The organism is Streptomyces sp. NPDC007945 (genome assembly GCF_042958885.1).
Taxonomy (GTDB): domain Bacteria; phylum Actinomycetota; class Actinomycetes; order Streptomycetales; family Streptomycetaceae; genus Streptomyces.
Genome location: NZ_JBIBJV010000001.1, coordinates 1 through 21,258, shown reverse-complemented (window position 1 = coordinate 21,258; position 21,258 = coordinate 1). Strand labels below are relative to the sequence as shown.

The following is a 21,258-nucleotide window of genomic DNA, read 5'->3' as shown; positions in this document are numbered from 1 at the left end:
ACGGGAACCTGCTGCGGTTGACGGGCAACCGGAAGTGAATCACGCCGCGCCGTGCCCATCGGCCCATTTTCCCGGTCCGGGGGGTGGCGGCCCCGGTGGCTCTCCGGGTTCCGCGTCTGTAGGGATCCGACAGTGCCGCCCGCGCGCCACTGTCGGAGGCCGATTCTCCGTGAGGTGGGAGGTACCGATAGGTTTTCGAGGTACCAGACCGCTGATCGAAAGGGTGATCCGTTGAGCCGCTCGGTTCTCGTCACCGGAGGAAACCGGGGCATCGGCCTCGCCATCGCCCGCGCGTTCGCCGAGGCCGGCGACAAGGTCGCGTACACGTACCGCTCGGGCGAGCCCCCGGCCGCGCTGACCGAGCTGGGCTGCCTGGCCGTCAAGTGCGACATCACCGACGGCGAGCAGGTGGAGCAGGCGTACAAGGAGATCGAGGAGAAGCACGGCCCGGTCGAGGTCCTCGTGGCCAACGCCGGCGTCACCCGCGACACCCTTCTGATGCGCATGTCCGACGAGGACTTCACCACCGTCGTCGACACCAACCTCACCGGCACCTTCCGGGTCGTCAAGCGCGCCAACCGCGGCATGCTCCGCGCCAAGAAGGGCCGCGTCGTCCTGATCTCCTCGGTCGTCGGTCTGCTGGGTTCCGCGGGCCAGGCCAACTACGCCGCCTCCAAGGCCGGCCTGGTCGGCTTCGCCCGCTCCCTCGCCCGTGAGCTCGGCTCGCGGAACATCACGTTCAACGTCGTCGCGCCCGGCTTCGTCGACACCGACATGACCGCCGTGCTCACCGACGAGCAGCGCGCGGGCATCGTGTCCCAGGTGCCGCTGGGCCGCTACGCGAAGCCGGAGGAGATCGCCGCCACGGTGCGTTTCCTCGCCTCCGACGACGCCTCGTACATCACTGGAGCCGTCATTCCGGTTGACGGCGGATTGGGCATGGGTCACTGATCACCATGAGCGGAATTCTCGAGGGCAAGCGCATCCTCATCACCGGTGTGCTGATGGAGTCCTCCATCGCCTTCCACGCCGCCAAGCTGGCCCAGGAGCAGGGCGCGGAGATCATCCTCACCGCCTGGCCCCGGCCCACGCTGACCGAGCGCATCGCCAAGAAGCTGCCCCGGCCCGACAAGGTCAAGGTGCTGGAGCTCGACGTCTCCAACGACGAGCACCTCGCGCGCCTGGAGGGCCAGGTCCGCGAGCACCTCGGCGACCGCCTCGACGGCGTCGTGCACTCCATCGGCTTCGCCCCGCAGGACGCCCTCGGCGGCAACTTCCTCAACACGCCGTTCGAGTCCGTCGCCACCGCCATGCACGTCTCGGCCTTCTCCCTGAAGTCCCTGACGATGGCGCTGCTGCCGCTGATGAGCGAGGGCGGCTCGGTCGTCGGCCTCACCTTCGACGCCAAGTTCGCCTGGCCGCAGTACGACTGGATGGGCCCGGCCAAGGCCGCCCTGGAGGCCACCAGCCGCTACATGGCGCGTGACCTGGGCAAGCAGAACATCCGCTGCAACCTGGTCTCCGCCGGCCCGCTCGGCTCCATGGCCGCGAAGTCCATCCCCGGCTTCGGCGAGCTGGCGAAGGTCTGGGACAGCCGCTCCCCGCTGGAGTGGGACCTGGCCGACCCGGAGCCGACCGGCCGCGCGATCGTCGCGCTGCTCTCCGACTGGTTCCCGAAGACGACCGGCGAGATCGTCCACGTCGACGGCGGTCTGCACGCGATCGGCGCCTGACCGCGCCCGTACCGCACCGGCCGGGGCCGGGTGCCGGGTCCCCTCGGGGACCGGGCACCCGGCCCCGTTCCGTTCCCGACTCGAAAAGTCCGGCGGATCGCCGCAGACTGGTCGGAGCGTGTCGTTCCGGCTACTCACGGGGAGGAGGTACGGGCATGCGCGCGCTCCACCGCGGCTTCGCCGCCCACGCCACGGTCGCCGCCCTGCTTCTCGGCACCGCCGTCGCCGCGGAGGTCCACGCGGCCCCCGCCCCCGCCGAGGAACCCGCCGTCACCGCTCCGGCCGCCGATCTCCCCGAGGACTTCGGCGCCTCCTGCCACACGGTCGTCGACGGCACCCGGGTCACGGCCCACTGCCGCAACCCGTACCCGCGGACCGACCGGATACGGCTCCACGTCGAGTGCGACCCCTGGTGGGACCTCGACACCGACAGCGCCCCCGTGGACGTCGCGCCCGCCGACCACGCGACGCTCACCGCCCGCTGCTGGAAGGCGGTCCGCTCCGCCTGGGTCACCCACGAACCGGCGGCGGAGCCTGCTCCTCCGTCCCCGCCTGCCGCTTCCCGCCCAGGCACATGAACGGATAGCCCGCGGCCTCCTCGGCCGCCCGCTCCGCGTCCCCGGCCCGGATCGCCTCCACGAGCCGCGCGTGGTCCATGTGGTTCTCCGGCCGCAGGTCCGGCCCCACGTCGTCGCGCAGCCACTCCCGCAGGAGATCGCCCAGGTCCGCGTAGAGCTCCGTCAGCACCTCGTTGCCCGAGGCGGCGACCACCGCGTGGTGGAAGGCCGCGTCCGCCGTCACGAACCGCTCCGCGTCCCCCGAATCCCAGGCCTCCTCGCGCCGCACGAGCAGCGCGTCCAGCTGCCCCAGGTCCCGCTCGGAGCGCCGGCGCGCCGCGAACCGGGCGGCCGCCGACTCCAGCGTGGAGCGCAGCTCGGCGACGTGCGTCGGATCGGAGTCCGCGAACCGCCGGTGCATCACCCCGGCGAGCTCGCTCGTCGCCGCCACGTAGGTGCCGGAGCCCTGCCGGATGTCGAGCAGGCCGTTGTGGGCGAGGGCCCGGACCGCCTCGCGGACGGTGTTGCGGGCCACGCCCAGCTGCTCGACCAGCTCGGGCTCGGTCGGGATGCGGGAGCCGACCGGCCACTCGCCGGAGGTGATCTGGTTCCGCAGCTCGGCGATCACCTGGTCGGTGAGACCGGTGCGCCGGGGGTGCCCGAGGGCCATGGGGGACTCGCCTTCACGCGCGTTGTCGAGAGAGACCGTTCCTGGATCGTCCGAGATTGGACAATCAATCATCCCATGATTCTATGATGGTTCCATGCCAGACGAGCCGAAGACCCTCGACCCCGCCGCCGCACGGCGGTCATCCGCCCCGGAGCAGTCCGCACCCGCCCCGGCGACCGGCCGTCCCGCCCGCTGGACGCTCGGCCTCGTCTCCGTCGGCCTCGTCCTCGCCGCGCTCAACCTGCGCCCCGCGATCACCAGCCTCGGCGCCCTCCTCGAAGAGGTCACCGCCGACCTCCACATGAGCGGCACCGTCGCCGGCGTCCTGACCTCGGTGCCGCCGCTCTGCTTCGCGGTCTTCGGCATCACGGCCCCGCGCCTGGCCCGCCGCTTCGGCCCCACCGCCGTCGTCTGCGCCGGCATGGCCGCCATCCTCGCGGGCCTGCTGCTGCGCCCCCTGGCGACCGGCACCGCGGGCTTCCTGGCGGCCAGCGCCCTCGCCCTCATGGGCATCGCCGTCAGCAACATCCTCATGCCGGTGATCGTCAAGCGGTACTTCCCCGACCGCATCGGCAGCATGACCGGCCTCTACTCCATGGCCCTGGCCCTCGGCACCTCGCTCGCCGCCGCCCTCACGGTCCCCATGACGGACGCCCTCGGCGGCGACTGGCGCCTCGGACTGGGCGTCTGGGCGGTCCTCGCCGCCCTCGCCGTCCTGCCCTGGCTCCCGCTGGTCAAGGACCGCAACGCCCCGGCCCCCACGGAGCGCGGCATCCCGGCCCAGGCCCGGGCCGCGACGGCCCCGGCGGCCGCCCCGGCCGGCGCCGCACCCCGCCCGATGTACCGCAGCCGCACCGCCTGGGCGCTGGCCTGCTTCTTCGGCCTCCAGGCCACCGGCGCGTACATCACCATGGGCTGGATGCCGCAGATCTTCCGCGACGCCGGCGTCCCCGCCTCCACCGCGGGCGTCCTGCTCGCGGTCACCATGGTCATGGGCGTCCCGCTCGCCTTCGTCATCCCTCGCCTCGCGTCCCGGATGCGCCACCAGGGCCCGATCGTCGTCGCCCTCGGCACCTGCGGCCTCGCCGGCTACACCGGCCTGCTCCTCGCCCCGGCCGGCGGCGCCTGGCTCTGGGCGGTCCTCCTCGGCGTCTCCAACTGCGCCTTCCCGCTCGCCCTCACCATGATCGGCATGCGCTCGCGCAGCGGCGCCGGCGTCGTCCGCCTCTCCGCCTTCGCCCAGAGCGTCGGCTACCTCATCTCCATCCCCGGCCCGCTCCTCGTCGGCGTCCTCTACCAGCACAGCGGCGGCTGGGGCGTGCCGATCGCCCTCATGGCCGGCCTGATGATCCCGCAGATGATCGTGGGCACCCTCGCCGGACGGGACCGGACGATCGAAGACGAATCCTGAGATGCGAGACTGGTCCCATGCCCGTTCTCGAACCCCATCCCCAGGGCGGCCAGAAGAAGCTGCTCCTCGTGCTCGGCGCGATGCTCGGCATCACGGTCGTCATCGCCGTCATCGCCTCGATCGCCTCCCCGTGACCTGACCCCCGCCCCCTCCGGGGCGGGGCACCCTCCCCAGGGGTAGGGACAACCCCCGCATCCCCTAGGGGGAAGACTCAGGGGCGACTGGGTGGATCACCGGATGGGCCACGGCCCCCGTGCTCCCTACGGTGGAACCACGCCGCGACACCCGCGGCTCCCACCCTTCCCCGGGGCACCGCCCCGGGGGCGTCCCCACCACGGAGGCGGCCATGACGGCCCTCACCCGCACCGGCGACCGCACCCCGCCCGCCGGCGTCGACACCCGGCTGCCCTGGTGGGCCCTCGCCCTCCCCGTGGCCGCCTTCACCGTCCTCCTGCTGCTGGTCACCGGTCCGGGCGAGGCCGCCGCGACCGGAGGGGACGGCGGGATGGGACACCTCCTCCAGCGCATCGGGCAAACCCTCGCTCTCTGAGTCAGGACGGGCCGATTCGTGCCAAGCTGAGGACCATGAGCGTCGACACAACCCGCAGGATCGTGCTGCTCCGGCACGCGAAGGCAGACTGGGGCCAGGAGACCGACCACGAGCGCCCGCTCGCCGAGCGCGGCCGCAAGGACGCCCCCGTGGCGGGCCGCCGGCTCGCCCGGACCGGGATCCCCTTCGACCTCGCCCTCTGTTCGACCTCGGCGCGCACCCGTGAGACCTGGAAGCTCGCCGTCCACGAACTGCCCGAGCGGCCCCGCACGGTCTACGAGGAGCGGATCTACGAGGCGTCCCCCGGCGAGCTCATCGCCCTGCTCAACGAGGTCCCGGACGACGTGCGGGACGTCCTGGTCATCGGCCACAACCCCGGCATGCACGGCCTCGCCGAGGTACTGGCCGGCGACGCCGAGGGCGACGCCCTCACCCGGATGAACCGCACCGGCTACCCCACCTCCGCCATCGCCGTGCTCACCTTCACCGGCACCTGGAAGTCCGTCGAGCCGGGGAGCACCCGCCTCGTCGACTTCTGGACACCCCACGACTGATCCAGGACCCTCCCCGACCGATCCGACGACCGGTCCCGCGACCGGTCCCACGCCCGCTCCGCGTCCGGCACGACCGACGCGCGCACGGGGGAACCCCCTATGGGGGAGCCCCGCGGGCAGGGCCACGAGCGCCCGACAAGGCCCCCGGGGCACCCCACAGGGCCCCGGGCGCCCCGCAGGGCCTCCGGGGCAGCGCCCCGAAGGCCGGTTTCACGCGCGAAGGGGCCCGGCCGCCACGACGGCGGCCGGGCCCCTTCCCGTACGGGAGGACCCGGGGGACCGGCTCAGTGCAGCAGCTCCTCGCCGCCGTCCGCCGCCTCGACCTCCTCGCGGGTGATCCCGAGCAGGTACAGCACCGTGTCGAGGAACGGCACGTTCACCGCCGTGTGCGCCGCCTCGCGCACCACCGGCTTGGCGTTGAAGGCCACCCCGAGCCCCGCCGCGTTCAGCATGTCCAGGTCGTTGGCGCCGTCGCCGATCGCCACCGTCTGCGCCAGCGGCACCCCGGCCTCCGTCGCGAAGCGGCGCAGCAGCCGCGCCTTGCCCGCCCGGTCCACGATCTCGCCCGTCACCCGCCCGGTGAGCTTCCCGTCGACGATCTCCAGGGTGTTGGCCTGGGCGAAGTCGAGCCCGAGCCGCTCCTTCAGGTCGTCCGTGACCTGCGTGAAGCCGCCCGAGACCACACCCACCTGGTAGCCGAGCCGCTTCAGGGTGCGGATCAGTGTCCGGGCGCCCGGCGTGAGCCGCACCTCGGCCCGCACCTTGTCCACGACCGACGCGTCCAGGCCCTCCAGGAGCGCCACGCGCGCGTGCAGCGACTGCTCGAAGTCCAGCTCGCCGCGCATCGCCGCCGCCGTCACCTCGGCGACCTTCTCCTCGCACCCGGCGTGCGCCGCGAAGAGCTCGATCACCTCGTCCTGGATCAGCGTCGAGTCCACGTCCATCACGACCAGCCGCTGCGCCCGCCGGTGCAGCCCCGCCGACACCACGGCCACGTCCACGCCGATGGTGTGCGCCTCGGTGGCCAGCGCCGTCCGCAGCGCCTCGGTCTCACAGCCCGAGACCGCGAACTCGACCGCCGTCACCGGATACTTCGCCAGCCGGAAGATGCGGTCGATGTTGCCGCCCGTCCCGGCGATCCTGGCCGCTATGGCCGCCGTCTGCTCGGCCGTCAGCGGGTGCCCCAGCACCGTGACGTGCGAGCGGCCCTCACCGCGCGGCCGGTTGTCGCCGAGGCCCGAGATGATCTCGGCCTGGAGCTTCAGCGACTCGGCCCAGCTGTGCACGGTGGCGCGCAGCTCGCCCTGGGAGGCGACGGTCGGCTCGGTGACCAGCGCGCACAGCACGAGCCGTCCGCGCGACACGACCTGCTCGATGTCGACGACGTCCACGGAGAAGGCGGCCAGGGTGTCGAAGAGGCCGGCCGTGATCCCGGGCCGGTCCTTCCCGAAGATCTTGACGAGAAGCGTGGGCACGTCCGCGGGGTGAACGGCGGGGACGTCCGGTGTCTGCGATGCGCTCATGGTGCTCCCACCGTATCGGGCACCCGGTGCCACCCGACGTCCCGTCCCGCGTTCCGGACACCCGCCCGGCCGGACCCCCGCCCGTCCGAGGGCCGCCCCGGAGCGCCCCGGCGGCCCTCCCCGGGGTCTTCACGCCGCCCGACTTTCGGATCGGGGACCCGGCCTGAAATAGTTCCCCAGGATGATTCGCCATCCCTAGGGCCCCCGGTCGGGGGTGCATCGGGGGACACACAGTGGGGCATGGAGTGCCAGAACTCGTACTCAAACTCAACGGCAGGACCTGGACGCTCGAACCGTCCCGGTCGTACACCCTGGGGCGCGACCCCCAGGGCGACCTGGTCATCGACGACGCCAGGGTCTCGTGGCGGCACGCCACCATCAGCTGGAACGGCCGGAGCTGGTCCATCGAGGACCACGGCTCCACCAACGGCACCTTCGTCGCCGGGCAGCGCCTCCAGCAGCTGGAGATCGGCCCCGGGACCACCGTCCACCTCGGCAACCCGACGGACGGCCCGCGCCTGAACCTGTCCGCCGCGCACGCCGGCCAGGCCGCGCACGCCGGTCACCCGGGCCAGGTGCAGCAGGGCCAGGCCCATCCGGGCCAGGTCCACCAGGGCGTCGGCCCGGCCCACACCGCGCCGCCGCAGGCCGACTGGGCCGGCCACGACGCGCCGCCGCAGCAGGCCGGCTGGCAGCAGCCCGTACCGCAGCAGCCCGTGCACCAGCACGGCAACCCGGTCCCGCCGCAGGTGCCCCACCAGGGGCCCGGTCCGGTGGAGCAGCTCGCCCAGAAGACCAGCGGCGCCGCGGGGGCGTCGTCGGCCTACTCCGACCGCAGCCCCACCACCTTCCACCAGCTGGCCCTCGGCCACGTGATGCGCATCGGCCGCGCGCTCGAGAACGAACTGGTCGTCTCCGACCTCCAGGTCTCGCGCCACCACGCCGAGTTCCACGCCACGCCCGACGGCCGCATGGAGATCCGCGACCTCGGCTCGCACAACGGCACCTACGTCAACGGCCAGCCGATCCCCAAGGGCGGCACCGCCCTCCTCGGCCCCCAGGACATCGTCGGCGTCGGCCACTCCACCTTCCGGATCGTCGGCGGCCAGCTGGAAGAGTTCGTCGACACCGGCTCGGTGTCCTTCTCGGCCCGCCACCTCACCGTCACCGTCGACGGCGGCAAGCAGATCCTCAAGGACGTCTCCTTCGGCGTCCCCGAGAAGTCGCTCATCGGCGTCATCGGCCCCTCCGGCTCCGGCAAGTCCACCCTCCTCAAGGCGCTCACCGGCTACCGGCCCGCCGACCAGGGCGACGTCCTCTACGACAACCGCAGCCTCTACAAGCAGTTCGCCGAGCTGCGCCAGCGCATTGGCCTGGTCCCGCAGGACGACATCCTGCACAAGGAGCTGACCGTCCAGAAGGCGCTCCGGTACGCGGCCAAGCTCCGCTTCCCCGGTGACACGGCGACCGCCGAGCGCGAGGCCCGCATCGACGAGGTGCTGCGCGAGCTCAAGCTGGACATCCACAAGGAGAAGAAGGTCACCTCCCTCTCCGGTGGCCAGCGCAAGCGCGTCTCCGTCGCCCTGGAGCTGCTGACCAAGCCGTCGCTGATCTTCCTGGACGAGCCGACCTCCGGTCTCGACCCGGGCATGGACCGCGACGTCATGCAGCTGCTCCGCGGCCTCGCCGACGACGGCCGCACGGTCCTCGTCGTGACCCACTCCGTCGCCGAGCTCGCCCTCTGCGACAAGCTCCTGGTGATGGCCCCCGGCGGCTCCGTGGCGTACTTCGGCCCGCCGGACGAGGCGCTGAACTTCTTCGGCTACACCTCCTGGGCCGACGTCTTCTCCGCCTTCGAGAACTACCGCGACTACGACTGGGCCGGCCGCTGGAAGGGCTCGCAGCACTACCAGCTGTACGCCGCCGACATCGACGCCGTCGCCGCCCAGCCCGTCCACATGCCGCAGCAGGCGCTCTCCCGCCCGCCGAAGCCGCAGGGCTGGGGCTCCCAGCTGTGGACCCTGATCCGCCGCTACACCTCGGTGATCGTCTCCGACAAGGGCTTCCTCGCCCTCATGGTGATCCTCCCCGCGGTCATCGGCTCGGTCTCCGTGGTCATCCCCGCCGACTTCGGCCTCGCCCCGCCCACCCCGCCGTCCCGGTTCAACGGCGACGCCGGCATCATCATGCTGATCCTCACGGTCGGCATGTGCTTCTCCGGCGCGGCGAACTCCGTCCGAGAACTGATCAAGGAACGGGTGATCTACGAGCGCGAGCGCGCCACCGGCCTGTCCCGCTCGGCCTACCTGATGTCCAAGGTGATCGTCCTCGGCGTCATCACGGCCTTCCAGGGCGTCATCCTCTGCGCCATCGGCTTCGCCATCCGCGACCTGCCCGCCGAGGGTCTGCTCATGCCGCCGGCCGTCGAGCTCTGCCTCACCGTCATCGCGCTCGGCCTCACCTCGATGATGGTCGGCCTGGTCATCTCCGCACTGGTGAAGACCGCCGAGAAGACCATGCCGCTGCTCGTCATGTTCGCGATCGTCCAGGTCGTCTTCACCGGCATCCTCTTCAAGGTCTTCGGCTCGCCCGGCCTGGAGCAGTTCGCCTGGCTGATGCCCTCCCGCTGGGCGATCGCCGGCGCCGGCACCACCCTCGACCTCGCGCACCTCATGGCGCCGTGGGACCCGAAGAACCCCACCGACCTGGACCCGCTGTGGGAGCACAGCGCCGGCCAGTGGGGCTTCAACGTCGGCGTGCTGCTCGTCATGACCGTCGTCCTCGGCGTGGCCGTCGCCCGGCTGCTGCGCCGCCACGAGCCCGAGGTCATGCGCAAGTAACGGCCCCGGAGCACGACGCCGGGAGGGCGGCACCCCGCACGGGGTGCCGCCCTCCCGGCGTGGTCGGGACGACTCAGTACGCGCTGTTGACGTTGTCGATCGAGCCGTAACGGTCGGCCGCGTAGTTGGCGGCGGCGACGATGTTGGCGACCGGGTCGTACTGGTCGAACTTGGTGCCCTTCACGTGGTACGCCTTGAAGGTCGGGTAGATCACCTGGAGCAGGCCCTTGGACGGGACGCCGTTGCGGGCGTTGATGTCCCAGTTGTTGATCGCGAACGGGTTGCCGCTGGACTCGCGCATGATGTTCTTGTGCAGGCCGTGGTACGAGCCCGGGATGTCGTGCTTGTCCATGATGAACAGCGCCTCGCGGATCCAGCCGTCGAGGTTGTTCGCGAAGACCGGCGTCCGGGTGACGGAACGGCTCGCGGCCGTCTTCGTCGCGGCGCGCTTCTTGGCGGCGGCCTTGGCCTTCGCGGCGGCCTTCGCCTCGGCGGCCCGCTTCTTCGCGGCGGCGTCGGCCTTCGCCTTCGCCGCGGCCTTGGCCTTCGCGGCCTTCGCCTTCGCGGCGGCAGCGGCCTTCGCCTCGGCGGCGGCCTCCTGCTTGGCCTTCAGGCCGATGGTGGTCTGCTGGTCGGAGACGCTCGCGGCGAGCGCCTTCGCCTGCGGGCTGCCGGCGTCGTACGACCAGGCGACCTTCTGGCTGGTGTTCAGTGCCTGCGGCTCGGTCTCCGTGGAGCCGTTGCCCGGCACGAGGGACAGGGTGAGCGCGGCAGCGCCCAGAGCGGCGACGCCGGCGATCGTGGCCTTGTGGGTCTTCTTCAGACCACGACTGTGGCCAGGGGTGTTCTGAGACATGCAGGACTACCTCTTCGAATCGCTGGGGGTCGCTGGGCCGGGGCGGCGCTGCGCCTGCTCGGCGGCGACGGGGGCAATTCTTAGCGGCAGCAAAATCGCGTGGCAAAGGTGTGACGTACGATCCCGGGTAGTGGATCAGGGAACCGCGCGGTCGCCCGAGAAACGGCTTCGCGCCCGGTTCGCCCCGCCCTGGAGGGGTACCGGACGCTCCACTAGGCAGCTTCGTAAGTGACCTGGGTCCTATGCGCGGGCTCACACGGCGCCCCCGGCGAACTCACCGCACGTTGCGTGAGCAATGCGCACGGTGACCGCCCTCCACGCTGCGGAGGAGAACCCGCCCCGCCGGCTCCCGCCCAAGGCGTACGGGCTCCGCCCCGGGCCCGCCCCGCCTCGCGTACGCGCGGGCGTACGCGCGCGTGCACTCCCTTATTCGCGGGTCCCCCCGGCCGCCGGTGTTCGCCCGGCCCCTAGGCCGCCGGGGCCGGGTCCTTCCCGCTCCCCGTGCGTCCCGCCTCCGTCAGCCCCGGCCCCCGCCCCCCGTCCGCCCCGCCCCCCGTCCGCCCCGGCCCCCGCCCTCCGTCCAACCCCGACCTCCCGGCCCCGTCCGTCCCCGCCTCCGTACGCCCGAGCCCGAAGGCCTAGGTCCCGAGACCCGCGCCACCGCCGTCCGCGGCCCCATACGGGCCGCCGCACCGCGCCGGTACCGTGAGGCCATGAGTCACCGAACCGGCTCCGGCCTCGCCGCCGTGAGCACCGCGCTGCTGGCGATGAGCCGGCAGATGGAGGTCCGCGACGTCCTCAAGACGATCGTGGCCTCCGCCCGCGAGCTGCTCGACGCCGAGTACGCGGCCCTGGGCGTCCCCGACGACCACGGGGGCTTCGCCCAGTTCGTCGTCGACGGCGTCAGCGACGCCCAGTGGAAGGCCATCGGCCCGCTGCCCCGCCAGCACGGCGTCCTGGCGGCGATGCTCCACAAGGCCGAGCCCGAGCGGCTCGCCGACGTCCGCGAGGACCCCCGCTTCGGCGGCTGGCCCGACGCCCACCCCGAGCTCTCCGACTTCCTCGGCCTCCCGGTCCGCGACGGCGACGAGACCCTGGGCGCCCTCTTCCTCGCCAACAAGCGCTGCGCCCGGCCCGAGGGCGGCGGCTGCGGCTTCACCGCCGAGGACGAGGAACTGCTCGGCATCCTCGCCCAGCACGCCGCCATCGCCCTCACCAACGCCCGGCTGTACGAGCGCAGCCGCGAGCTCACCATCGCCGAGGAGCGCTCCCGCCTCGCCCACGAGCTGCACGACGCCGTCAGCCAGAAGCTCTTCTCCCTCCGGCTCACCGCCCAGGCGGCCGCCGCCCTCGTCGACCGCGACCCCGCCCGCGCCAAGGGCGAGCTCCAGCAGGTCGCCGCGCTCGCCGCCGAGGCCGCCGACGAACTGCGTGCCGCCGTCGTCGAGCTCCGCCCCGCCGCCCTCGACGAGGACGGACTCGTGCACACCCTGCGCACCCAGATCCAGGTCCTGGACCGTGCCCACTCCGCCGCGGTCGTCTTCGACAGCCCCGGCGTCCGCGCCCTGCCCGCCGCCCAGGAGGAGGCCGTCCTCAGGGTCGCCCAGGAGGCCCTGCACAACGCCCTACGGCACGCGGAGGCCGCCCGGGTCGCCGTCACCCTGGCCCGGCACGGCCAGGGCGCCCGGCTCACCGTCGCCGACGACGGCCGCGGCTTCGACCCCGCGACCGTCCGCAGTGCCGGACGTCACCTCGGCCTGGTGTCCATGCGCGACCGCGCCGCCGGAGTCGGCGGCGCCCTCACCGTGACCTCCGCCCCCGGCGAGGGCACCACGATCGAGATGGAGGTCCCCGGTGGCTGAGAAGCCCATCCGCGTGCTCCTGGTCGACGACCACCAGGTCGTCCGCCGCGGCCTGCGCACCTTCCTGGAGGTCCAGGACGACATAGAGGTCGTCGGCGAGGCCGCCGACGGCGCGGAGGGCGTCGCCCGCGCGGAGGAGCTCCGGCCGGACGTCGTCCTCATGGACATCAAGATGCCGGGCACCGACGGCATCGAGGCCCTCCGGCGGCTGCGCGCCCTGGCCAACCCGGCCAGGGTCCTGATCGTCACCAGCTTCACCGAGCAGCGCACGGTCGTCCCCGCCCTGCGCGCGGGCGCCTCGGGATACGTCTACAAGGACATCGACCCCGACGCCCTCGCCGGCGCGATCCGCTCCGTCCACGCCGGCCACGTCCTGCTCCAGCCCGAGGTGGCCGGCGCGCTCCTGGCCCAGGACGAGCCCCAGGGCGGTACGGGAAGGGGGACCACCCTCACGGAGCGCGAGCGCGAGGTGCTGGGCCTGATCGCCGACGGCCGCTCCAACCGGGAGATCGCCAGAGCCCTGGTCCTCTCCGAGAAGACGGTGAAGACCCATGTCTCGAACATCCTGATGAAGCTCGATCTGGCGGACCGCACGCAGGCGGCGCTCTGGGCGGTCCGCCACGGGCTCACCACCTGAAACGCTCCGTTCACGCGCCGGGGCGCACGCCCGTTCAGTTAGTCATACGGTCGGGTGTACATCCCCCATTCGGCGCAACCCGGAGAGGCGGCCGACGTTCTCCAGGACGTGCTGCGGCGGACCGGCCGCAGCGATGACCAGGAGGAAGTACCCAGTGAAGAACCTCAAGAAGGCCGCCGCCCTCACCATGGTCGCCGGAGGCATCGTCGCCGCCGGTGCCGGTGTGGCCTCCGCCCACGGAGCCGACGCCCACGGCCAGGCCCTCCACTCCCCGGGCGTCGCCTCCGGCAACCTGGTGCAGGTCCCCGTCCACGTCCCCGTGAACGTCTCCGGCAACACGGTCAACGTGATCGGCCTCCTCAACCCCGCCTTCGGCAACCACGCCCTCAACGGCTGACCGCCCCCGCACCACCGGCCCCCGGGAACCCTCCCCCCGGGGGCCGCGCCGTCGCGGGAACGCGCTCCAATGGGGAGGAACGGGACGAAACCCCCGGGCGCGCCGCACGGAGGCACCGCCCGTACCGGCGCGAAGGTCAGACCCCCCGCTCTCGCTCCTCGACCCACGAGTTGTACGCGGCGACCCGCGCCCGCCGGGCCACCCGCTCCACCGGCGCCAGCGCGGCACCCCGCGCCGCCATCTCGGACGCGCTGATCGCACCGCCGTGCCCGTTCCCGTACGCCAGGTCGACCAGCAGCCCGATCCGCCGGGCCAGCTCCAGGACCCGTACCGCCCGGGCCGGGTATCCGGGCGCGAGGACCTCGCCGCTCGCCTCCGCCCGCGCCCGGTACGCCTCCCGCGCCGCCTCCGCCGCGGGCCCAGACGCCGCCACGTCGAGCCGGCTCAGCGTCGCCGTCGCGTCCCGCAGCGCCTCCGCCAGTTCCCGCTCCGCCTCGCCCAGCGAGGGCACGTCGGCCGGCGGCGCCTCCCGCACCGGCATGCAGTGCCACACCACCTCCACGTGCACGTCCCCGCGCGGCCCCGCCTCCGTGACCTCCGGCACCAGCCCGTACGGAGCCCCGTACCCGACCACCGCCTCCTCCGCCTCCAAGGCGCGCGCGTTGAAGTCCGGCGGCCCGCTCAGCCCCAGCGGATGCCCCGGCGCGGGCAGCGCGACCCGCCACCCCGTCACCCCGAGCCGCCGCAGCCGGCCGAGCGCCAGCGTCAGCCCCACGGGAGCCGCCTCACCCGGCACCCCCGCCACGCGGTGCACCGCGTCCTCCCCGACGATCGCCAGCGCCGCGTCGTCCGGCGACACCGCCCCGGCGAGGAGGGCGTTGCCCCAGGCGGCCAGGCGTCCTGCACGTGGTTCCGAAAGCATCCCCCCAGAGTAAGGACCCGAACGACGCCCTAGGGACCGGCCCGCCCCGCCGATGACGTAGGTTTTCCCGTGGACGCCGCGCCCGCGGCCCAAGGCGACGACACGAGCCGACACGACTCGACGGCAAGGGGAGACAACGCGCTCATGAGCGATGTACTGGAGCTGGTGGACGTATCCGTGGTCCGCGACGGACGGGCTCTGGTGGACGAGGTCTCCTGGTCGGTCAAGGAAGGGGAGCGCTGGGTCATCCTCGGCCCGAACGGCGCCGGCAAGACCACCCTCCTCAACCTCGCCTCCAGCTACCTCTACCCCACCGCCGGAAGCGCCACCATCCTCGGCGAGCGCCTCGGCGCCGTCGACGTCTTCGAGCTGCGCCCCCGCATCGGCATGGCCGGCATCGCCATGGCGGAGAAGCTCCCCAAGCGCCAGACCGTCCTCGAGACCGTCCTCACCGCCGCCTACGGCATGACGGCCACCTGGCACGAGGACTACGACCCGGTCGACGAGGCCCGCGCCAAGGCGTTCCTCGACCGCCTCGGCATGACCGAGTACCTGGACCGGAAGTTCGGCACCCTCTCCGAGGGCGAGCGCAAGCGCACCCTGATCGCCCGCGCCATGATGACCGACCCCGAGCTCCTGCTCCTCGACGAGCCCGCCGCGGGCCTCGACCTCGGCGGCCGCGAGGACCTCGTCCGCCGCCTCGGCCGCCTGGCCCGGGACCCGTACGCCCCCTCCATGATCATGGTCACCCACCACGTCGAGGAGATCGCGCCCGGCTTCACCCACGTCCTGATGATCCGTCAGGGCAAGGTGCTCGCCGCCGGACCCATGGAGACCGAGCTCAACTCCCGCAACCTCTCCCACTGCTTCGGCCTCCCGCTCGTCGTCGAGCGCGTCGGCGACCGCTGGACCGCCCAGGGCCTGCCCCTCAAGTAGTGCCGCCCCACAGGGTCCTGGACCGCCGTGACCCGCACAGCCACGGCACCGCGCCCTGTCCCACGAGGCCCCACCCGCCCTACCATGACCGTGTGGACATCGACGCATGGATCTGGTGGCTGATCGGCGCGGTGGGGCTCGGCATTCCCCTGGTCCTCACCGCCATGCCGGAGTTCGGCATGTTCGCCGTCGGCGCCGTCGCCGGCGCGGTCACCGCCGCCCTCGGCTTCGGCATCGTCGCCCAGGTGATCGTCTTCGTGGCCGTCTCCGTCGCGCTCCTCGCCGTCGTACGCCCCATCGCGGCCCGGCACCGCGCGGGCGCCCCCGCCCACGCCACCGGCATCGACGCCCTGAAGGGCCGTCAGGCCCGTGTCCTGGAACGGGTCGACGCCGAAGGCGGCCGCATCAAGCTCGCCGGCGAGATCTGGTCCGCCCGCTCCCTCGACGCCGGCCGCGTCTTCGAACCGGGCGAGGAGGTCGACGTGGTCGAGATCGAGGGCGCCACCGCCGTCGTCATCTGACCGAAGCCCGCCCCCGACGTCACCACCTCATGGGAAACTCGATCATCGGAAGAGCAACCCGGCAGACAAACCGGCAGCGAAGGGCACGGGGAACACGATGTCAGCAGTCATCATCGTCCTGATCATTCTGGTGGTGCTCGTCTTCATCGCCCTGATCAAGACGATCCAGGTCATCCCGCAGGCCAGCGCCGCGATCGTGGAGCGCTTCGGCCGCTACACCCGCACCCTCAACGCCGGCCTCAACATCGTCGTCCCGTTCATCGACACGATCCGCAACCGCATCGACCTCCGCGAACAGGTCGTCCCGTTCCCGCCCCAGCCGGTGATCACCCAGGACAACCTGGTCGTCAACATCGACACCGTCATCTACTACCAGGTGACCGACGCCCGCGCCGCCACCTACGAGGTGGCCAGCTACATCCAGGCCATCGAGCAGCTCACCGTCACCACCCTGCGCAACATCATCGGCGGCATGGACCTGGAGCGGACCCTCACGTCCCGCGAGGACATCAACGCCGCCCTCCGCGGTGTCCTCGACGAGGCCACCGGCAAGTGGGGCATCCGCGTCAACCGCGTCGAGCTCAAGGCCATCGAGCCGCCGACCTCCATCCAGGACTCGATGGAGAAGCAGATGCGCGCCGACCGCGACAAGCGCGCCGCCATCCTCCAGGCCGAGGGCGTCCGCCAGTCCGAGATCCTCCGCGCCGAGGGCGAGAAGCAGTCCGCCATCCTCCGCGCCGAGGGCGAGGCCAAGGCCGCCGCGCTCAAGGCGGAGGGCGAGGCCCAGGCCGTCCGCACCGTCTTCGAGGCCATCCACGCCGGCGACCCGGACCAGAAGCTCCTCTCGTACCAGTACCTCCAGATGCTCCCCAAGATCGCCGAGGGCGACGCCAACAAGCTCTGGATCGTGCCCAGCGAGATCGGCGACGCTCTCAAGGGCCTTTCCGGCGCCCTCGGCAACATGGGCGGCGCCCCGTCCCCGTCCTTCACCAAGGACGTCCCGGCCGCCAGGCGCGAAGAGCCCACCGTCGACTGAACCAATGGATGACACGTACACGTAACTCCGGGCATGATCAGTGCGAGCCCCTCGACTCCCGCCGCACGCGGAGCGGGGAGGCGAACCACTGATCATGTGAGGAAACGGCTTTGTCCATCTGGGAAGCCCTGGCGGTCTTCGCCGCCGGCATCGGCGCCGGCGCCATCAACACCATCGTCGGATCGGGAACGCTCATCACGTTCCCGGTCCTCCTCGCGACCGGACTGCCACCGATCACCGCGAACGTCTCCAACGCCCTCGGCCTCGTCCCCGGCTCCATCAGCGGAGCCATCGGCTACCGCCGGGAGCTCAAGGGCCAGACCCGCCGCGTGCTCCGCCTCGGCGCAGCCGCCCTCGTCGGCGGCCTCATCGGCGCGATCCTGCTCCTCGCCCTGCCCTCCGAGGCCTTCGACGCCATCGTCCCGATCCTCATCGGGCTGGCCCTGGTCCTCGTCCTCTTCCAGCCCCGCATCGCCGCCGCCGTCCAGCGCCGCCGCGAGCAGACCGGAAGCGAGGCCCACCCCGACGGCGGCCCCGCCCTCCTCGTCGGCCTCACCCTCGCCAGCATGTACGGCGGCTACTTCGGCGCCGCCCAGGGAGTCCTCTACCTCTCCCTCATGGGCCTGCTCCTCCACGACGACCTCCAGCGGATCAACGCGGTCAAGAACATCCTCGGCGCCCTCGTCAACGGCGTCGCCGCCGTCTTCTTCCTCTTCGTCGCCGAGTTCGACTGGACCGCCGTCCTCCTCATCGCCGTCGGCTCCACCCTCGGCGGCCAGATCGGCGCCAAGGTCGGCCGCCGCCTCAAGCCCGCCGTCCTGCGCGGCGTCATCATCGCCGTCGGCGTCGTCGCCATCCTCCAGCTCACCCTGAAATGACCGGGAGCCCGCCCCTCCCAGGAGCGGGCCCTCACGGCTCGGCCCACCGCTCACGCGGCGGTACGCGCCAGCCATTCCGGCAGCTCCGACCGCTCACCGGCCCGCATCGCCAGCAGCATCGCGTCCGCCGGCGTCGGCACGAACGGCTCGAAGAGGAGCGGCATCCCCGCCTGCTCCGGCGTCCGGTCCGCCTTGCGGTGGTTGTCCTCCGCGCAGGAAGCGACCGTATTCAGCCAACTGTCCCCACCACCCTGCGCCCGCGGCACCACGTGGTCCACGGTCGTCGCGCGCCTCCCGCAGTACGCGCACCGGTGTTGGTCCCTGACCAGCACGCCCCTCCTCGACCACGGGGCCTGTCTTCGGAACGGCACCCGCACGAACCGGCAGAGCCTGATCACCCGCGGCACCGGAAGGTCGACGGCGGCGGCCCGCACCCGCAGATCCGGATGGGACTGCTCCACGACGGCCTTGTCCTGCAGGACAAGCACCACCGCACGGTTGAGCGTGACCGTCGAAAGCGGCTCGAAGCTCGCGTTCAGAACCAGCGTGTCCCGCATGGTGCCCACCTCCCGTGTGCCGGCCCACCCCCCTGGCGGGCTTGGATCAACGATGGCCGGGCCGGCCGGGGTCGGACAACGCAATTTCGTGTGCAACAAAAGATGCCCGCCTCTGATCTCTCCAAGACCAGAAGCGGGCAAACAACAGACGAACGATCAGCCTGCCGGCGGAGCCGCGTACTCACCGACCAACTGGGCCCGGCCCAGCGTGTGGAAGCGCAGGTTGAAGCCGACGACGGCCGGCGAGGCGTCCGCGTCCGGCCCCAGCTTCTCCGTGTCCACCGCGTACACCGTGAACACATAGCGGTGCGCCGGGTCCCCGGCCGGCGGGGCGGCCCCGCCGAAGTCCTTCGACCCGTAGTCGTTGCGCGCGTGCACGGCCCCGGCCGGCAGCCCCTCGAAGGAACCGGATCCGGCCCCCGCGGGCAGCTCGGTGACCGACGCCGGGATGTCGAACAGCACCCAGTGCCAGAAACCGCTGCCGGTCGGCGCGTCGGGGTCGAAGCAGGTCACGGCGAAGCTCTTGGTCTCCGCGGGGAAGCCCTCCCAGCGGAGCTGCGGGGAGACGTTCCCCGCCGCGTACACCTGAGCGTCCTTCAGCACCCCGCCCGGCGCCACGTCCTCGCTCTCCACGGTGAACTCGGCCACCGGCGGATGGAAGGCGTGGGGGAGCGGGGCCCGCTGTCCCTGGTCCATGTCTGAACCCTCCGTCCCTTCCGTGCTAGAGCCAGTTGCGACGGCCGCCGACCTCGGCGAGCCACTGGTTGAGGTACGCCTTCCAGTCGGTGCCCTGGTAGTCGTCCAGACCCACCTTGAACGCCCGGAAGGAGTCGCTGCCCTCGGTGAACAGCCCCGGCTTCTTGTCCATCTCCAGGACGACGTCCATCTCACGGTCGTCCGCGACGAAGCTGACCTCGACCTGGTTCAGACCGTGGTACTGCTGCGGCGCGAAGAACTCGATCTCCTGGTAGAAGGGCAGCCGCTGGCGGGTGCCGCGGATGTGACCGCGCTCCATGTCCGCGCTCTTGAAGCGGAAGCCCAGCTGGACGAAGGCGTCGAGGATCGCCTGCTGCGCCGGCAGCGGGTGCACGTTGATCGGGTCGAGGTCGCCCGAGTCCACCGCGCGCGCGATCTCCAGCTCGGTGGAGACGCCGATCTCCATGCCGTGCAGCCGCTGCCCGCCGATCGTGTTGACCGGCGTCTCCCACGGGATCTCCAGGCCGAACGGCACCACGTGCACCGCCCCGGCCTTCACCTCGAAGGCACCCCCGAGCCGCACCTTCACGAACTCGACGTCCTGCTTGTGCTCCTGGTCGCCGCCCTCGACCTCGACGCGCGCCTGGAGACCGACGGACAGCCCCTCGATCTGCTGGTCGACGCTGCCGCCCTGGATCCGGACCTCGCCCTGGACGACACCGCCCGGGACCACGTTCTCCTCGGTGAGCACCGTCTCCACGGTCGCCCCACCGGCACCAAGGCTCGCCAGCAGCTTCTTGAATCCCATGGCACTCTCTCCTTCTCGTTCCTGTCCCCTACATACGCGCCACGACCGTAGCGGGTTCCATCGGACTCCCCGTTACCCTCGGACGCCATGAGCGAGAGCCCCGACCGTACGCCGCTGCCGCGGAGTTTCTTCGACCGCCCCGTCCTGGAGGTGGCCCCGGACCTGCTCGGCCGCACCCTCGTCCGTACGACCGACGAGGGAACCATGGAACTGCGCCTCACGGAGGTGGAGGCGTACGCCGGCGCCGTCGACCCCGGCTCGCACGCCTTCCGCGGCCGCACGGCACGGAACGCCGTGATGTTCGGCCCGCCCGGTCACGCGTACGTCTACTTCACCTACGGCATGTGGCACTGCCTGAACCTGGTGTGCGGCCCGGAGGGCGAGGCGAGCGGTGTGCTGCTCCGGGCCGGCGAGATCCTGCGCGGCGCGGAGCTGGTCCGTCCCCGCCGCCGCACGGCCCGCAAGGACGCCGAACTGGCGAAGGGACCGGCCCGTCTCGCCACCGCCCTGGACGTCCCCGGTTCCCTCAACGGCACCGACGTCTGCGCCGGCACCGACGCCCCCCTGTCCGTCCTCACCGGTACGCCCCCAACCCCGTCCCTGGTCCGCACCGGCCCCCGCACGGGCGTCGGCGGCGACGGCGCTCCGCACCCCTGGCGCTTCTGGATCGCGGAGGACCCGACGGTCAGCCCGTACCGCGCCCACCAGCCCCGCAAGAGGCGACTTGACCCGGCCGCAACGGACGCGTAATGTGGCCCGAGCCGCTTGAGACGGTGGTGCTTTTTCAGCACCCCGAGAGCGGCACTCCACTTCTATGCGACACACCCCCTCGGGGCTTATTTCGGCATGCCGGAATTAGTTTCGAAAGGCTCGATTATGAGCCGCCAGGGAAATCGGCTAAAGTGGTGGAAGCGCCGGAAGGCCCCGAGAAAAACAAATCGGGACCGGAAAGCACCGAGGAAATCGGATCGGAAAGATCTGATAGAGTCGGAAACGAAGGAAGCGCCCGGAGGGCCTGGAGACAGGAACGAAGGAAGCGTCCGCACCTTGAGAACTCAACAGCGTGCCAAAAATCAACGCCAGATTAGTTGATACCCCGTCCAGCCGGTTTCGGTTGGTCGAGGTTCCTTTGAAACAAAACACAGCGAGGACGCTGTGGACGGTCGGTCCTATTCCGACTTGACCGTCCCGCTCAACGCGAGTGTTGAACCCGATTACGGGTACACATTCACGGAGAGTTTGATCCTGGCTCAGGACGAACGCTGGCGGCGTGCTTAACACATGCAAGTCGAACGATGAAGCCCTTCGGGGTGG

Annotated in this window: 23 protein-coding genes and 1 rRNA gene; 17 read left to right on the top strand and 7 right to left on the bottom strand. The window is 71.8% G+C overall.

The genetic code is table 11. The annotated features are described in order from the left end of the window. Window positions 1-231: 231 nt before the first annotated feature. The 3 genes from fabG to ACFZCF_RS00110 all read left to right on the top strand — a co-directional run bounded on the left by fabG (window position 232) and on the right by ACFZCF_RS00110 (window position 2,311). Window positions 232-951 (top strand): 3-oxoacyl-[acyl-carrier-protein] reductase, encoded by a 720-nt coding sequence (gene fabG / locus ACFZCF_RS00120; RefSeq protein WP_388439065.1) that lies wholly within the window; start codon window positions 232-234, stop codon window positions 949-951. Between the two features lie 5 nt (window positions 952-956). Continuing rightward, window positions 957-1,733 (top strand): enoyl-ACP reductase FabI, encoded by a 777-nt coding sequence (gene fabI / locus ACFZCF_RS00115; protein WP_391283597.1) that lies wholly within the window; start codon window positions 957-959, stop codon window positions 1,731-1,733. Window positions 1,734-1,888: 155 nt separating this feature from the next. Beyond that, window positions 1,889-2,311, top strand: coding sequence for a hypothetical protein (locus ACFZCF_RS00110; RefSeq protein WP_388439059.1), 423 nt, complete (start codon window positions 1,889-1,891; stop codon window positions 2,309-2,311). Here the strand turns inward: ACFZCF_RS00110 and ACFZCF_RS00105 are convergent. Then, window positions 2,244-2,960, bottom strand: a complete 717-nt coding sequence (locus ACFZCF_RS00105) for an FCD domain-containing protein (RefSeq protein WP_391283595.1) — start codon at window positions 2,958-2,960, stop codon at window positions 2,244-2,246. The genes ACFZCF_RS00110 and ACFZCF_RS00105 overlap by 68 nt on opposite strands. A 94-nt stretch (window positions 2,961-3,054) precedes the next feature. Here ACFZCF_RS00105 and ACFZCF_RS00100 point away from each other — a divergent pair, with 94 nt between their 5' ends. The 4 genes from ACFZCF_RS00100 (at window position 3,055) to ACFZCF_RS00085 (ending at window position 5,475) form a co-directional block, all read left to right on the top strand. Beyond that, window positions 3,055-4,371, top strand: coding sequence for a CynX/NimT family MFS transporter (locus ACFZCF_RS00100; RefSeq protein ID WP_391283593.1), 1,317 nt, complete (start codon window positions 3,055-3,057; stop codon window positions 4,369-4,371). A gap of 17 nt (window positions 4,372-4,388) precedes the next feature. Further along, the gene (locus tag ACFZCF_RS00095; protein WP_359526894.1) at window positions 4,389-4,505 is read left to right on the top strand and encodes an SGM_5486 family transporter-associated protein; all 117 of its coding nucleotides are present in this window, start codon (window positions 4,389-4,391) and stop codon (window positions 4,503-4,505) included. Window positions 4,506-4,717: 212 nt separating this feature from the next. Continuing rightward, window positions 4,718-4,921, top strand: a complete 204-nt coding sequence (locus tag ACFZCF_RS00090) for a hypothetical protein (RefSeq protein ID WP_189950527.1) — start codon at window positions 4,718-4,720, stop codon at window positions 4,919-4,921. Window positions 4,922-4,956: 35 nt separating this feature from the next. Further along, the gene (locus tag ACFZCF_RS00085) at window positions 4,957-5,475 is read left to right on the top strand and encodes a SixA phosphatase family protein (protein WP_388439049.1); all 519 of its coding nucleotides are present in this window, start codon (window positions 4,957-4,959) and stop codon (window positions 5,473-5,475) included. A gap of 284 nt (window positions 5,476-5,759) precedes the next feature. Here ACFZCF_RS00085 and serB read toward each other — a convergent pair whose 3' ends face one another. Further along, complete coding sequence (serB, locus tag ACFZCF_RS00080) at window positions 5,760-6,998, bottom strand: phosphoserine phosphatase SerB (RefSeq protein ID WP_388439045.1); 1,239 nt, start codon at window positions 6,996-6,998, stop codon at window positions 5,760-5,762. Between the two features lie 233 nt (window positions 6,999-7,231). Between serB and ACFZCF_RS00075 the strand changes: the two genes are divergently transcribed. Beyond that, a complete protein-coding gene (locus ACFZCF_RS00075) occupies window positions 7,232-9,838 on the top strand; it encodes an FHA domain-containing protein (protein ID WP_391283591.1) in 2,607 nt (868 codons plus the stop codon). A 73-nt stretch (window positions 9,839-9,911) separates the two neighbouring features. Here ACFZCF_RS00075 and ACFZCF_RS00070 read toward each other — a convergent pair whose 3' ends face one another. Then, window positions 9,912-10,694, bottom strand: coding sequence for a transglycosylase SLT domain-containing protein (locus ACFZCF_RS00070; RefSeq protein WP_388439039.1), 783 nt, complete (start codon window positions 10,692-10,694; stop codon window positions 9,912-9,914). A gap of 713 nt (window positions 10,695-11,407) precedes the next feature. Here ACFZCF_RS00070 and ACFZCF_RS00065 point away from each other — a divergent pair. From ACFZCF_RS00065 to ACFZCF_RS00055, 3 genes are all read left to right on the top strand, one after another. After that, window positions 11,408-12,556 (top strand): GAF domain-containing sensor histidine kinase, encoded by a 1,149-nt coding sequence (locus tag ACFZCF_RS00065; RefSeq protein ID WP_388439036.1) that lies wholly within the window; start codon window positions 11,408-11,410, stop codon window positions 12,554-12,556. Beyond that, the gene (locus ACFZCF_RS00060) at window positions 12,549-13,193 is read left to right on the top strand and encodes a response regulator (RefSeq protein WP_388439033.1); all 645 of its coding nucleotides are present in this window, start codon (window positions 12,549-12,551) and stop codon (window positions 13,191-13,193) included. The genes ACFZCF_RS00065 and ACFZCF_RS00060 overlap by 8 nt, the downstream gene beginning before the upstream one ends. A gap of 154 nt (window positions 13,194-13,347) precedes the next feature. Next, window positions 13,348-13,590, top strand: a complete 243-nt coding sequence (locus ACFZCF_RS00055) for a chaplin (protein ID WP_388439031.1) — start codon at window positions 13,348-13,350, stop codon at window positions 13,588-13,590. 136 nt (window positions 13,591-13,726) lie between these two features. Here the strand turns inward: ACFZCF_RS00055 and ACFZCF_RS00050 are convergent, their stop codons facing one another. Further along, the gene (locus ACFZCF_RS00050) at window positions 13,727-14,512 is read right to left on the bottom strand and encodes a hypothetical protein (RefSeq protein WP_388439028.1); all 786 of its coding nucleotides are present in this window, start codon (window positions 14,510-14,512) and stop codon (window positions 13,727-13,729) included. A gap of 144 nt (window positions 14,513-14,656) precedes the next feature. Here ACFZCF_RS00050 and ACFZCF_RS00045 point away from each other — a divergent pair, with 144 nt between their 5' ends. The 4 genes from ACFZCF_RS00045 (at window position 14,657) to ACFZCF_RS00030 (ending at window position 17,883) form a co-directional block, all read left to right on the top strand. Next, window positions 14,657-15,448 carry an ABC transporter ATP-binding protein gene (locus ACFZCF_RS00045; RefSeq protein ID WP_388439026.1) on the top strand — a complete coding sequence of 264 codons (792 nt, stop codon included), beginning with the start codon at window positions 14,657-14,659 and terminating at the stop codon, window positions 15,446-15,448. A gap of 92 nt (window positions 15,449-15,540) precedes the next feature. Continuing rightward, entirely contained in the window at window positions 15,541-15,969 is a 429-nt protein-coding gene (locus ACFZCF_RS00040; RefSeq protein ID WP_391283586.1) for an NfeD family protein, read from the top strand. Between the two features lie 97 nt (window positions 15,970-16,066). After that, entirely contained in the window at window positions 16,067-17,005 is a 939-nt protein-coding gene (locus ACFZCF_RS00035) for an SPFH domain-containing protein (protein WP_388439020.1), read from the top strand. Window positions 17,006-17,115: 110 nt separating this feature from the next. Continuing rightward, window positions 17,116-17,883, top strand: a complete 768-nt coding sequence (locus tag ACFZCF_RS00030; RefSeq protein WP_388439017.1) for a sulfite exporter TauE/SafE family protein — start codon at window positions 17,116-17,118, stop codon at window positions 17,881-17,883. Between the two features lie 50 nt (window positions 17,884-17,933). Here ACFZCF_RS00030 and ACFZCF_RS00025 read toward each other — a convergent pair whose 3' ends face one another. From ACFZCF_RS00025 to ACFZCF_RS00015, 3 genes are all read right to left on the bottom strand, one after another. Continuing rightward, the gene (locus ACFZCF_RS00025; RefSeq protein ID WP_031015619.1) at window positions 17,934-18,440 is read right to left on the bottom strand and encodes an HNH endonuclease; all 507 of its coding nucleotides are present in this window, start codon (window positions 18,438-18,440) and stop codon (window positions 17,934-17,936) included. A gap of 156 nt (window positions 18,441-18,596) precedes the next feature. After that, window positions 18,597-19,136, bottom strand: coding sequence for a YbhB/YbcL family Raf kinase inhibitor-like protein (locus ACFZCF_RS00020; protein WP_388439014.1), 540 nt, complete (start codon window positions 19,134-19,136; stop codon window positions 18,597-18,599). 25 nt (window positions 19,137-19,161) lie between these two features. Continuing rightward, window positions 19,162-19,944, bottom strand: coding sequence for a sporulation protein (locus tag ACFZCF_RS00015; protein WP_391283583.1), 783 nt, complete (start codon window positions 19,942-19,944; stop codon window positions 19,162-19,164). An 87-nt stretch (window positions 19,945-20,031) separates the two neighbouring features. Here ACFZCF_RS00015 and ACFZCF_RS00010 point away from each other — a divergent pair, with 87 nt between their 5' ends. Together ACFZCF_RS00010 and ACFZCF_RS00005 are read left to right on the top strand one after the other, a co-directional pair. Further along, window positions 20,032-20,694 (top strand): DNA-3-methyladenine glycosylase, encoded by a 663-nt coding sequence (locus ACFZCF_RS00010; protein ID WP_391283581.1) that lies wholly within the window; start codon window positions 20,032-20,034, stop codon window positions 20,692-20,694. Between the two features lie 477 nt (window positions 20,695-21,171). Then, a 16S ribosomal RNA gene (locus ACFZCF_RS00005) occupies window positions 21,172-21,258 on the top strand; the annotation flags it as partial.